Annotated in this window: 8 protein-coding genes and 1 other annotated feature; all 8 genes read right to left on the reverse strand. The window is 46.7% G+C overall.

Annotation, left to right across the window (positions count from 1 at the left end):
- Positions 1 to 50: 50 nt before the first annotated feature.
- The 8 genes from BUB35_RS06055 to BUB35_RS06090 all read right to left on the reverse strand — a co-directional run bounded on the left by BUB35_RS06055 (position 51) and on the right by BUB35_RS06090 (position 13,788).
- Complete coding sequence (locus BUB35_RS06055) at positions 51 to 2,684, reverse strand: valine--tRNA ligase (RefSeq protein WP_072850083.1); 2,634 nt, start codon at positions 2,682 to 2,684, stop codon at positions 51 to 53.
- A gap of 40 nt (positions 2,685 to 2,724) precedes the next feature.
- Positions 2,725 to 2,945, reverse strand: a binding site (T-box leader).
- A gap of 66 nt (positions 2,946 to 3,011) precedes the next feature.
- On the reverse strand, positions 3,012 to 4,172 hold the full coding sequence (ftsW, locus tag BUB35_RS06060) for a putative lipid II flippase FtsW (protein ID WP_084730594.1): 1,161 nt from the start codon (positions 4,170 to 4,172) through the stop codon (positions 3,012 to 3,014).
- A gap of 18 nt (positions 4,173 to 4,190) precedes the next feature.
- On the reverse strand, positions 4,191 to 5,552 hold the full coding sequence (murD, locus tag BUB35_RS06065) for a UDP-N-acetylmuramoyl-L-alanine--D-glutamate ligase (protein ID WP_072850085.1): 1,362 nt from the start codon (positions 5,550 to 5,552) through the stop codon (positions 4,191 to 4,193).
- A gap of 20 nt (positions 5,553 to 5,572) precedes the next feature.
- Positions 5,573 to 6,562: a phospho-N-acetylmuramoyl-pentapeptide-transferase gene (mraY, locus tag BUB35_RS06070; RefSeq protein WP_022364133.1), complete on the reverse strand. Its 990-nt coding sequence runs from the start codon at positions 6,560 to 6,562 to the stop codon at positions 5,573 to 5,575.
- 1 nt (position 6,563) lies between these two features.
- Positions 6,564 to 7,946: a UDP-N-acetylmuramoyl-tripeptide--D-alanyl-D-alanine ligase gene (locus tag BUB35_RS06075; RefSeq protein ID WP_072850087.1), complete on the reverse strand. Its 1,383-nt coding sequence runs from the start codon at positions 7,944 to 7,946 to the stop codon at positions 6,564 to 6,566.
- Positions 7,943 to 9,397, reverse strand: a complete 1,455-nt coding sequence (locus tag BUB35_RS06080) for a UDP-N-acetylmuramoyl-L-alanyl-D-glutamate--2,6-diaminopimelate ligase (protein WP_072850089.1) — start codon at positions 9,395 to 9,397, stop codon at positions 7,943 to 7,945. Before BUB35_RS06080 ends, BUB35_RS06075 begins: the two co-directional genes overlap by 4 nt.
- Positions 9,398 to 9,520: 123 nt before the next feature.
- Positions 9,521 to 11,446, reverse strand: a complete 1,926-nt coding sequence (locus BUB35_RS06085; RefSeq protein WP_072850091.1) for a penicillin-binding transpeptidase domain-containing protein — start codon at positions 11,444 to 11,446, stop codon at positions 9,521 to 9,523.
- A gap of 83 nt (positions 11,447 to 11,529) precedes the next feature.
- Positions 11,530 to 13,788 carry a penicillin-binding transpeptidase domain-containing protein gene (locus BUB35_RS06090; protein WP_072850093.1) on the reverse strand — a complete coding sequence of 753 codons (2,259 nt, stop codon included), beginning with the start codon at positions 13,786 to 13,788 and terminating at the stop codon, positions 11,530 to 11,532.
- Positions 13,789 to 13,791: the final 3 nt, after the last annotated feature.

Here is a 13,791-nt window from a genome sequence, read left to right on the forward strand (position 1 = left end):
GTTTTCTTAAGAGGAAGTTGCTTTTCGGTTTTATCCCTTTTTATATCTCATTATTTCTGAAGCTGTGCCAGACGTTCTTCCACCTGTGCCAGTGTTGCTTTGTATTTTTCTTCTTTTGCCTTTTCTTCGTCGATGACTTTCTGAGGCGCTTTGGATACAAAGCCCTGGTTTGCCAGTTTCTTTTCTACTCTTTCGATTTCTTTGAGCATTTTTTCTTTTTCTTTTGTCAGACGCTCTACTTCTTTTTCAATGTCAACCAGTTCTGCCAGAGGCATGTAAATGGTTGCGTTGCTGGTCACTACGGAAACAGCATCTTCGCCGATACCTGCTTTGTCAGCCTGTACAGTTACTTCGCTGGCGTGACCCAGTGTTTTGAAGAATACTTTGCTGTGTTCGAAGATTGCTCTTACTTCTTCCTTATCGGAAACAACAAATACCTGTACTTTCTTGGAAGGTGCAACGTTCATTTCCGCACGGATGTTACGGATGTTACGAACTGCTTCTTTGATAGTATCGATTTCTTCTTCGTTTTCTTTGTAGTTCCATTCTTCTTTATAAACAGGCCAATCGGAAATCATGATGCTTTCTTCTTCGTCCTGAATATGCTGGAACAGTTCTTCTGTGATATAAGGCATGAAAGGATGCAGCATCTTCAGTGCGTTGATGAGAACTGTTTTCAGTGTCCACAGTGCTGCTTCTCTTGTGCTGTCGTCTTTGTTGTACAGACGAGGTTTTACCATTTCAATATACCAGTCACAGAATTCATCCCACAGGAAATCGTAAATCTTCTGTGCAGCCAGACCCAGTTCATAATGTTCCAGATTTTCGGAAACATCTTTTGCCAGGGTATTTACTTTGGACAGGATCCATTTATCTGCGGATGTAAGCATCAGCAGTTTTGTTTCCTGTTTTTCGTCCATGTTCATCATCACGAAACGGCTTGCGTTCCAGATCTTGTTGCAGAAGTTACGGCAGTTGTCCAGTCTTTCCCAATAGAAACGCATGTCGTTACCGGGTGCGTTACCGGTGATCAGCATCAGACGCAGAGGATCAGCACCGTAGTTTGCGATAACTTCCAGAGGATCGATACCATTGCCCAGAGATTTTGAGAACTTTCTGCCCTGATCGTCACGGATCAGACCATGGATCAATACATCATGGAAAGGTACTTCGTGCATATTTTCCATACCGGAGAATACCATACGAACAACCCAGAAGAAGATGATATCATAGCCAGTGATCAGTGTGCTTGTAGGATAGAAGTGTTTCAAATCTTCTGTTTCATTGGGCCAGCCCAGTGTGGAGAAAGGCCACAGCGCAGAGCTGAACCATGTATCCAGTGTATCTTCATCCTGATGCAGTTTTGTGCTGCCGCATTTTTCACATTTTTCAGGTGCATGTTTGCTTACAGTGATATGACCGCATTCATCGCAGTAGTAAGCGGGAATACGATGACCCCACCACAGCTGACGGGAAATACACCAGTCACGGATGTTTTCCAGCCAGTGCATATATACTTTACCGAAACGATCGGGAACAAAGCGCAGTTTCTGCTGTTCATATACTTCCATAGCAGGTTTTGCCAGTTCGTCCATGCGTACGAACCACTGCAGTTTGATCAGAGGTTCGATGGGAACGTTACATCTTTCATGGCAGCCTACTGCATGGGTGATGTCTTCGATTTCTACCAGATAGCCCTGTTCTTTCAGGTCTTCTACCACTGCTTTTCTGGCTTCCATACGATCCATGCCTGCATATTTACCTGCTTTTTCGTTCATAGTACCATCGTCGTTCATAACGTTGATACGAGGCAGGTTATGACGTACACCAACTTCAAAGTCGTTAGGGTCGTGAGCAGGTGTGATTTTTACAACACCAGTACCAAATTCACGGTCAACATATTCATCCGCAACAATGGGGATTTCTTTGTTCATCAAAGGCAGGATACATGTCTTGCCGATGAGGTGCTGATAACGTTCGTCTTCGGGATGAACTGCAACAGCAACGTCGCCCATCATGGTTTCAGGACGTGTGGTTGCCAGACGCAGTCTTTCATCGGAGCCTACGATGGGATATTCAATGTGGTAGAAATGACCTGCTGTTTCCACATGGTTAACTTCTGCGTCAGAAATAGTGGTCTGACATTCAGGGCACCAGTTGATGATCTTTTCACCACGATAGATATAGCCTTTTTCATACAGACGGCAGAATACTTCCAGAACGGCGTCGGAGCAGCCTTCGTCCATGGTGAAACGTACGCGTTCCCAGTCACAGGAGCAGCCCAGTTTGCGCAGCTGATTCAGGATGATGCCGCCGTATTCTTCTTTCCAAGCCCAGGCACGTTCCAGGAAACCTTCACGACCTACATCTTCTTTGGTCAGACCTTCAGAAGCCATTTTCTGTACGACTTTCAGTTCTGTGGAAATACTTGCATGGTCAATGCCGGGAACCCACAGTGCATTGTAGCCAGCCATTCTTTTCCAACGGATCAGGATATCCTGCATGGTGTTATCCAGTGCATGACCCATGTGCAGCTGCCCAGTGATGTTCGGGGGCGGCATTACGATACAATAAGGTTTTTTGCTTTTATCGATTTTTGTGTGGAAATATTTTCTTTCCATCCACATCGCATAGAGTCTGTCCTCTACTGCTGCGGGATCAAAATTCTTTGCCAGTTCTCTCACGTTTTCTCCTCCTTCGTTTCATAAAAAAAGAGCTTTCCTCCCAAAGGACGAAAGCTCGCGGTACCACCTTATTTCCCGTCAAAAAACTTGACGGACACTCTCGGTTTGTAACGGAACCACCCGTTTCCACCTACTTCTTTGTTCAGCGGAACAGCTCCAAAGCTACCTTCTGCGTGCCTGCTCCCGAAAAACCTTGCAGCCCATGGATTTTTCTCTCTGGCGGGACGGAATCCGCATACTCCTCTTTTTCTTTGCTTTTGCTGTATGGAATCTTATACTTTAGCATTTTATTCAATACGAACAAATTTGTCAATAGCTTTTTGTAAATTATTCTGTATTCTTCATATCCTTTGGATACTTTGATATATTCAGCAATATCCCCATCATCCCCATCAAAAATACCAGTGCCGTGCCGCCGTAACTGATAAACGGCAAAGGCTGCCCTGTATTTGGAATGGTATTGGTTACAACGCCGATGTTAATCAAAGACTGATATGCCACCACAGATGTAATGCCCGTTGCCACCAGCATCCCGTAATTATCCCGCGCGTTCATGGCAATGCGGATGCCCCGCCAAACCACTACTGCAAAAAGGATGATGACCAGCGCCGCACCAATGAGCCCCAGTTCTTCACAAATGATCGCAAAGATAATATCGTTATGGGCTTCTGGGATAAATGATTTCTGTCGGCTTTGTCCCAGCCCTACGCCAAACAGACCACCAGATGCCACTGCATACAAAGACTGTACTGTCTGATAGCCATTTCCCTGCAAATCAGACCAAGGGTCCAGCCATGTGGTGATACGGGTCAAACGATAGCGGAACTGCGGCAAAATGACCATGACTGCCGCAAAGGGCACCAGTGCGCCAATGCCTGCCACAAAGTACCAGATTCTGGGGCTGGCAACAAACAGAATCGTTACACCAACCATAAGCAGCAAAAGGGCTGATGAGAAGTTTGTCATAGCAATGAGCAGCACAGGAAGTGCCAAAATTCCTGCCGCTTTTGCAAATCCTTTCAGATTCCCCAGTTCCTTCCGATGGTTGATGACATAGTAAGACAAATACAGTATAACCGCAACCTTGGTAAATTCCGAAGGCTGGAACTGCAAAGGACCGATTTCAATCCAACGGGTCTGCCCTTTTACATTTTTCCCGACAAAAGGCAGGATTGCCAGCAGACCATTGGAAATCCAGTACAGCATCAAGGAAAACTTCTTCCAGAGCTGGTAAGGCACATTCATGGCAACGATCATGCCAACTGTCCCCACGACTGCCCACATGCCCTGTCGTTTCAAGTAATAAAACATATCATATCCATATTCTTTACTGGACATGGTTTCATAATAACTGGCGCTGAAAATCATGACAACGCCGAACAATACCAGCGTCAGTACCACGAAAAACAGCCCGAAGTCATAGGTATCCGCTTTCACTCTTTTTTTATGCGGTTTTCTTCCTGCCTTTCCCTGTCTGGTCTGTTCCATGTTACCACCTCGCTTTGTTTATTTCTGCAAATAGGAGCGAACCTGTTCTTTGAACATTTCGCCGCGCTGTTCGTAGTTATCAAACATGCCCCAGCTTGCACATGCGGGAGAAAGGAGCACACAATCCCCAGGTTCTGCCTTTTCCCTGCACAGATCTACGGCTTCCGCAAAGGTTTCGCAGTCTGTCATTGCCGTAAAGCCGAATTTTTCCGCAGACGCACGAATCTGCGGTGCTGTTACACCGATGAGTACCAGATGTTTGACTCTGCCGGGGAACAGCTTTGTCCAGTCGTCAAAAGAAACGCCTTTGTCATAGCCGCCGCCAATGAGCACAATGGGTTTCTGCATGGCAAGGACAGCACGGATGGACGCATCTGTGTTGGTGCCCTTAGAATCGTTATAGTAATCAACGCCATCTACGGTTGCTACATACTCAATACGGTGTTCTACGCCCGCAAAGGATTTCAGTACCTGACGGATGGTATCCAGCGCCACGCCTGCGCAAATGCCCATTGCTGCCGCTGCCATGACGTTTTCATAGTTATGCACGCCCAAAATCTGTAATTCATCCACAGAAATCAGCTTTTCGTCGATACCCTGCCATTTTACAAAAATATCTTTGTCCTGCAGGTAAATGCCTTCTGCCAAAGGCTGTGCGCTGCTGAAGAAAAATACCTTTGCAGCGGTTTTGTCTGCCATTTTCCGGCATGTTTCGTCTTCATAATTCAAAATGCAGAAATCTTTCGCTGTCTGTTTTGCAAAAACACGTTCTTTCATGGCAATGTAAACTTCCATGGTTTTGTGTCTGTTCAGGTGGTCAGGGGTGATATTCAGCACCGCACTGATGTGGGGATGGAATTCTTTTGCTTTTTCCATCTGGAAGCTGCTGATTTCCGCAACAACCCAATCCTGGTCAGCCAAACCCTGTACCTTTTCGCTGTAAGGCACACCGATGTTCCCTACTACCGCTGTATTCGGGCGAACAGCTTTCATAATTTCCCCTGTGAGGGTTGTGGTTGTTGTTTTCCCATTGGTGCCTGTGATTGCTGTAATAGGGCAAGTGGTTTCTCTGTATGCCAGTTCCACTTCGCTGATGACTTCTACGCCAGCTGCTTCTGCCGCTTCAATGAAAGGCAGATCGCAGGGGATACCGGGACTGAGTACGATCAGATCCTGTTCACATGCAATATCATCGGGGTTCTTCCCTGTATAAAGGGCAACGCCTTCTTTTTCCAGTTCCAGTGCTGCCGCAGGAACGGCGTCACGTTCTTTCATATCCTGCAATGTAACCACTGCACCCAGTTTCTGCAGCAGAGCCGCTGCCGCAATACCGCTTTTTGCCATGCCGCATACCAGGGCACGTTTTCCTGTATATTTCATGGATTTTTTCCTTCTTTCCGTTAAAACATTGCTTTACTGCCCAAGAAGCCCAGCAGGCACAGCAGAGCAGTCACTACATAGAACAAAGTCACAACCTTTGTTTCTCTCCATCCGCACTGTTCCAGGTGATGATGGAAAGGCGCCATTTTGAACAGACGTCTGCCTTCGCCGTATTTGCGTTTTGTAATCTTGAACCAACCTACCTGCAGCATAACTGTGATAGATTCCCACAGGTAAACAAAACCGACGATGACAATGAAAATAGGCATTTTCAGCACAAAAGCCGTTGCAGCCACAAAACCGCCCAGCGCCAGAGAGCCTGTATCCCCCATGAACACTTTGGCAGGATAGCAGTTAAAGAGCAAAAATGCCAGCAGTGCGCCAACGATTGCCCCGCAGACAGGAGAAATCATGCTGCCTGCCGCCCAGGACACGATCATAAAGAACGCCGCAACAATGAGGGTTACGCCGCCAGCCAGACCATCCAGACCGTCTGTCAGGTTGACACCGTTGACAGTACCCAGTACCGCAATAAAGAGGAAAGGCACAAACAAAATGCCCAGATCCAGTTCCATACCATTGGTAAAGGGAATGTAAATGGCTGTGCCAATACCACTTTTCATCATCACATACCAGCAGAATACAGCTGTTACAATGAGCTGCAATGCCAGTTTCTGCCATGCACGCAGACCCAGAGAACGTTTTTTCACAACTTTGATATAGTCATCCAAAAATCCGATGATGCCATAACACAGTGTCATCAGTACCACCGCAATACCATCGGTATTCCCCTTCAAAAAGAAGAAGGATGCCACCACAAAGGCAATCAAAAAGGCAATACCGCCCATGGTAGGCGTACCCTGTTTCTGCAAATGTGTCTGAGGACCGTCATCACGAACATTCTGCCCGAACTTCATTTTATGCAGTACTGGAATCAGAATGGGACACAAAATCACCCCAATGACAAAGGCTATCAATATGGCGTAAACCGCCTGTTCCAAAGAACCCACTTTATTTCACTCCTTGCAATTTCTCTACTGTTTTTTCAAATCCCATGCTGCGGGATGCTTTCAACAAAATTGTATCTCCTTTTTTCAGCAAATCCATGCCATTTTCCCAGAATTCTTCCTGTGTGTCAAAACGATACACTTCTTTCATGCCGGCATCTTTTGCGCCTGCCGCCATCTGGTCGGAATGGTTGCCAATACAAATCAAAAGGTCAATGCCTTTTTCTGCTGCGTAAGCCCCAACTTCCCGGTGCATCTGAGGGGCAAATTCGCCCAGTTCTCCCATGAAGCCCAAGAATGCCACGCTTCTGCCTTCCACATCTTTGAGGATATCCAAAGAAGCCTTCGCAGAAACAGGATTGGAGTTGTATACGTCGTTAAGCAATGTCAGACCGTTTTCCAAACGCATGATAGTCATACGGTCTTTGGTAGGCACGAAGTTTTCAATGCCCCCTTTGATTTCATCCAGTGTAAAGCCCATTTCCAGCCCTACGGTTACGGCAGAAAGAGCATTGAGCACCATGTGTGCGCCGGGCATGGGAATCACTACGTCCATGCTGCCCACAGGTGTATGAATGGTGCATCTGGTATGTTCCAGACCAACAGCTTCGATGTTGTCCGCGTAAACATCCCGTTTATTTTCCACACCAAACCAGCGTACTTTCTGAGAAAGTTTACCATCCAATGTCGCCAGCATATCGTTATCGCCGTTGAGCACAGCAACATTCTTTTCATCCATAAAATCGAACAATTCACATTTTGCTTTCAAAATGCCTTCCCGGCTGCCCAAATGTTCAATATGGGCAACGCCAACATTGGAAATGACACCAATCTGGGGACGTACCACATCCACCAGACGATGGATTTCACCAAAATGGTTCATGCCCATTTCAATGACAGCGGCTTCGTGACTTTCTTCCAGACGGAACAATGTCAGAGGCACACCAAGGTCATTATTGAAATTTCCCAGTGTCCACAAAGTATTGTATTTCTGAGAAAGGACAGAGGCAATCATATCCTTTGTGGTAGTCTTGCCCACACTGCCGGTGATGCCCACCACGGGTATATCGAACAGGCTGCGATAATATTTTGCCAACTGTAACATAGCCGTTCTCGCGTTTTCCACCAGAAGCAGCACACAGCCATTTTCCGGTGTCATTTCACGCTCTGTAAAACATGCGGCAACGCCTTTTTCCATGCAGCTTTTCAGGTAATCATGGCCGTCGGAATTTTTGCCTTTCAAAGGCACAAAGAGGCTTTCTTCCCCTGCCTGACGGGAATCCTGTGTCACATGACAGATGTTTTTCTGCTGTGCCTCTTCTAAATTTGCTGCCAGAATCCGTGCATGGGTGGCATTGGCAATTTCCTGAATGGTCAGTTTTTTCATAAGCAATCATCTCCAAACGCGTTTCGCACTTCTTCTACATCGTCAAAATGAATGGTTTTATCGGGGAAAATCTGATAGGTTTCATGACCCTTGCCGGCAATGAGAATAACATCTCCTGCCTGTGCCAGTTCTACAGCACGCACAATGGCTTTTCTCCGGTCAACCTGTTTTTCGTAGGCACAACCTGTTTCCTTTGTGCCTGCTTCCACTTCCCGTAAAATCTGTTCCGGGTCTTCCGTACGAGGATTATCGGATGTGATGATGCAGTAATCCGCGTACTGTCCGCCAATCCGTCCCATGATGGGGCGTTTTGTCTTATCTCTGTCACCGCCGCAGCCAAAGACCGCAATCAGTTTGCCTTTTGTAAATTCTTTGGCTGTTTTCAGCACATTTTCCAGTCCATCAGGTGTATGGGCATAGTCCACCACTGCCTGACAGCCTTTTTTGCTGCGTACTGTCTGGAAACGACCTGCCACGCCAGGGTTTTCTGCCAGTCCAGCCAGAATATCTTCCATTTCCACGCCCAGACACAGGCAAGCGCCGATAGCACCCAGTCCATTATATACGCTGAATCTGCCGGGTGTGTGCAATTTCACGCCATAGCGTTTTCCTTCATATACCACTGTAAAGGCAGTTCCTTCCGCTGTAATGGAAATATCCTCTGCCTTCAGGTCTGCGGCTTTGTCAATGGCATAAGTCAGCACTTCTCCAGCGGATTTTTCCACCATAAAATCACCTGCGGCATCGTCAATATTGATAACGCTCTTTTTGCTCCGTTCAAAGAGCATACTCTTGGCGATTTTATAATTTTCCATGGTTTTATGATAATCCAGATGATCCTGTGTCAGGTTGGTAAACACTGCCACATCATAAGCAATGCCGTCTACGCGATGCAAATCCAGAGAATGGGAAGAAACTTCCATAATGACATCTGTTACATCTTCCTGACGCATCTGTTCCATCAATGCCTGCAATTCCAAAGATTCCGGCGTTGTCCGTTCTGTAGGGATGACTTTATCCCCAATACGGTTTTCAATGGTGCCGATGACACCTGTTTTTCTGCCTACCCGTTCCAGCACAGAACGCACCAGATAGGTGATGGTAGTTTTGCCGTTAGTGCCGGTGACACCTGTCACACGGATTTTCTCTGTGGGATGGTCATAAAAATTGGCAGATAGCGCCGCCAATGCCTGACGGTTGTTTTCTGTCTGAATCACTGTGATGTTTTCCGGTACATCCTCCACAGCATGTTCTACCAAAAGGGCTGCCGCACCTTTTTCCAGCGCCATAGGAATATAGCGGTGACCGTCTGTCTGAAAACCCGTGATGCAGACAAACAAATCGCCGGGCTGTACTTTTCGGGAATCGTAAACGGGCATTTTGATTTCTGCCTGATCGGTTCCCTGTAACATTTTATAAGGAATACCCTCTAACAGTTTTTGCAATAACACTGTATTTTCCTCCTTTGGGTGTTGCTTTTTTTCGCATCTGTTTATTATATCATAAAAAACTGGAAGGAACGGAAAAAGAATGATTTTTTTTCGATTCTTCCGCATTTTTATTCGCTTTTTTCTTTATGTCCCGTAGAGCAGAACTTTTGTCCCCCGGTTGACTTCCTGTCCTGCGGGAGGGAGCTGAGAAACCACAAATTCCCCCTCATCCGTCTGGGCTGTCAGTCCTGCCTGCCAAAGAGCGTTCTTCGCTTCCGCCATAGTCATTCCCGTTACATCCGGCACAACCACTACAGCGTCCTCTGATATTTCTCCTTCTTTGGGAATGCCCAGATAAGGCAGGATATTTTGCAGCATTTCCTGCATGGCAGGACCACCAACGGTACCGCCGTAATATACGCCTTGCGGTTCATCAATCATCAGGAACACCATAACCTGCGGGTCATTTGCCGGTGCAAATGTCATGAAAGAAGCAATGTACTTTCCGCTTCTGCGGGGAAGTTTTTCTGATGTGGCTGTTTTGCCGCCGATGCGGTATCCTTCCACTGCCGCTTTGGTTGCAGTGCCTTCTGCCACAACGCTTTCCAATATGGTTTTCATGGTTTCGGAAGTTTCCTTGGAAAGCACCTGTTCCCCTTTTTCATAGGAAAATGTTTCTGTCAAATTGCCATTTTCATCGGCAATACCATAGCCAATATGGGGTGTTATCAGATAGCCGCCGTTTACTGCCGCAGAAACAGCCCGCATCAATTGCAAAGGTGTAATTTGGAAAGACTGACCGAAAGACATGGTTGCAAGCTCCACAGGACCTACGTTTTTCAGTTCATGGATAATGCCCGTAGCTTCCCCAGCCAGATCAATGCCTGTTTTTTCCCGAAAGCCCAGTTTTTCCACATAATCCAGAAAGGTTTCCGCGCCTAGCCGCTCCGCAATTTCCATAAACACCGGGTTACAGGAATTTTGCACCCCTTCGGCAAATGTTTCTGAACCGTGGGTTCTGGGATACCGCCAGCATTTGATCTGCCGATCCCCTGACACATGATACCCCGGGCAGTAAAAAGTGGATTCCGGTGTCACCACACCTTCTTCCAGACCTGCCACGGAAGTAATGATCTTAAAAATACTCCCCGGTTCATATGTATCGTTGATGGCAGAATTGCGCCACATGGTATTGAGGGCGTCACTCTGCTCCTTGGAAGAAAGTCCCTCCCACACTGCCGCCAATTCCGGGTCGTTGATGGTAAAAGGCTCATTCAAGTCAAAAGAGGGATAATTCGCCATGGCATAAATCTCCCCATTTTGTGGATTCATCACAATGAGGGAGCCTTTTTTTGCCTGCTTGGATTCCACTGTTTTTGCCAGTGTCTGTTCCGCATACTGCTGTATGGTCACATCCAGCGTTGTCACCAGATTTCCCCCATCCACTGGTGGAATCCGTTCCTGTTCGGCTGTCAGTTCATGACCTTTGGCATCTGTCAGGGTCAATATCTTCCCCTGTTCCCCTTCCAACACATCGTCATACTTGGCTTCCAGCCCGATAATTCCCTGATTGTCTTTTCCTACAAAGCCAACCACCTGTGCCGCCAATTCTCCGAAAGGATAAATCCGCTGGACATCTTCGTCCACCTTTACCCCCGGCAAATCTGCCTGCCGGATGGTCTGCGCCGTTTCCGTATCCACCTTCGACTGAATCCGCACCAGCGCTACTTTCTGCTGGACTTTCTCCAGCACTTCATCATAATCCAATTCCAGCGTATCCGCCAGAAACTTTGCTGTTTCTTCTTTTTCTTTCACCTCTGCCGGAACAACACTGACTGCCGACACTGTCTGGGTTTCGGCAATGCCGACACCGTTTCTGTCCAGAATATCGCCGCGTTTCGCAGTAATCAAACGATCTCTGGTCTGCTGTTCATAAGCCATTTCCTGCCACCGGGGCGCGTGAAACACTTCGATATAAACCAAGCGCCCTGCCAGCACCAGAAACGCCAGTATACAGCAAAACAAATAAATCAAAAGCCGGCGTTTTTCACCGACCGTTGGTCTTTCCATAGAAAACTCCCTGCCTTTTCCAATGTCCTTATTAGCAAATATATGGAAAAAGCAAGGAGTCTATGCGTTTTCTTTGGGTTTGGTTATTGGGTCGTCTGCGTACCCGTTGTATCTGTGGATGTGTCCGTTTTTTCCGGAATTTCAAGGGTCAGCATAACTTCGCTTCCCTTTGCTACAGATACACCATACTTAGGGTCCTGTGCGGTGACAGTTCCCGATTGATCCCCTTCAAATGCCACCGTAAAGCCTGCGTTTGTCAGGGTTGTTTCTGCCTGTTCATAGTTTTTGCCAACAACATTCGGCACGCTGACGGTACCGGTATCTTCTTCGGAACGCTGTACATACAGGATGACTTCACTGCCTACATCCACAGTGGTTCCGCCTTTCGGCACCTGATTTACAACGGTATTACCGTTGCCAACCACTTTATAAGTCAGTTCTTTCCCGTCCAAATCACCGATAACATCGAAAATAACGCTGTCTGTATAATCCGCAACGGTCACAGTTTTATTCTGAGACAGGTTTGCTTCATCTTCTACAGGCTGTGTAGGTTCCAGGTTATCATATTTGATGATGCCTTCAATGAGTTTTTTGGTCATAGGTGTGGGTGTCTGCACGCCTTCTACATAATCACTGGGCTGGTTGATAACAGTGAAAACAATATACTTAGGATTTTCCGCAGGGAAGTAAGACATGTTACTCAGTGCCCACAAATCGTCATTGGTACGAGAACCCTGTTCCGCGGTACCTGTTTTACAGCCGATAGAATAACCGTCAATCTGCAGTTTCTTTGCCAAACCGTTTTCAACTGTGGCTTTCAGCGCTGTCCGCATATATGCGGATGTTTTTTCAGAAATAACACGACGTACCACTTCTGTATCGTTTTCCAGCACCACATTGCCATCGGCATCCACAATCTGAGATACCACATGGGGTTTCACCAGATTACCGCCGTTGATCAAAGAAGAGAATGCTGCAATGACCTGAATGCTGGTGCAGTTGAATGTCTGACCGAAGGACATGGTTGCCAATTCAGTCGGACCAATACTTTCTTTACTATGGAGCTGACCAGCTGCTTCACCGGGCAGGTCAATGCCAGTATAATCACCGAAACCAAATTCTCTCTGGTATTCATAGAATTTATCTGCCCCCAGCAGATTTGCAATCTGGATAACGCCCATATTACAGGACTGCGCCATAATCTGTTCTACATTGATATTTCCGTGACCGCTTACCAAGTGACATTTGATGCGGTAACCGCCGATGTCTGTATACCCATTACACTGGAAACTGGAGTTTGGTGTAATAACCCCTTCCTCTAATGCAGCTGCTACCAGCATGGGTTTGAAAATAGACCCGGGTTCGTAGGTATCACTGACACAGAAGTTTTTCCACATGGTATTCAGGTATTCCAGCTGTTCTTCACTGCTGAGCTGATCCCAGTTTTCTGTATACTTGGTATCTGTTTCCCATTCAGGGATTTCATTTGGATTATTCAAGTCAAAGGAATGGGATTCCGCCATGGCATATATTTCACCTGTATAAGGGTCCATAACCATGGCTGCCACGTTTTTGGCGGGCCATTCCGCCGCTGTTTCCGCTACCACTTCTTCTGCAATCTTCTGGATATTATAGTCGATGGTGGTGATGATGGTATCCCCATCTTTTGCGTCATAATCCTGATGGACAACGGAATCTGCGCCATTGTAAAGGATGAAAGACCGTCCCGGGGTTCCTTCCATATAGCTGTTGTAATATCCTTCCAGTCCCCACTGTGCGTCACCACGGGTAAAACCAACCAGATGGCAGGCGGAACTGTTCAGCGGATAAGAGCGTTTACTGCTTTTTTCAAAATAAACACCTTTCAGGTTCATGGCTTCCAGTTCTTCTTTCACACTGCGCTCAATACCTTTCACAAGGTATTTCCAATGGTTATTCATATACAGTTCCCCAGTTTCCGGATTAATGGTTACATACTGTTTCAATGTGTTGTAATCCAGTTCCGGGAAATATTCGCAAAGAGTGGTTAACGTCTTTTCCTGTTCCTCAGGGCTTAACTCTGCAACTTCTGCCAACTGCAAAGAGTCCAGCGCCACATTATAAACTGTGGTACTGATGGCAAGTACCTGATTGTTTCGATCCAAAATACTGCCTCTGTTGGGCGGGATGGTAATGTCATAGCGGTTGATCTGCTGGTTCTTTGCTGCCGCTTCATACTCCGCACCATGAACAACTTTCATATACAGCACTCTGCCAAACATCAGGGCAAATGCCGCAAAAAATGCAAAGAGAATAAAAGCAAATCTTCCATTCGCCCTTATTCCCCCGCTGGATTTTCTCATTTA

It is taken from the genome of Anaerotignum lactatifermentans DSM 14214, assembly GCF_900142265.1.
Lineage (GTDB): Bacteria > Bacillota > Clostridia > Lachnospirales > Anaerotignaceae > Anaerotignum > Anaerotignum lactatifermentans.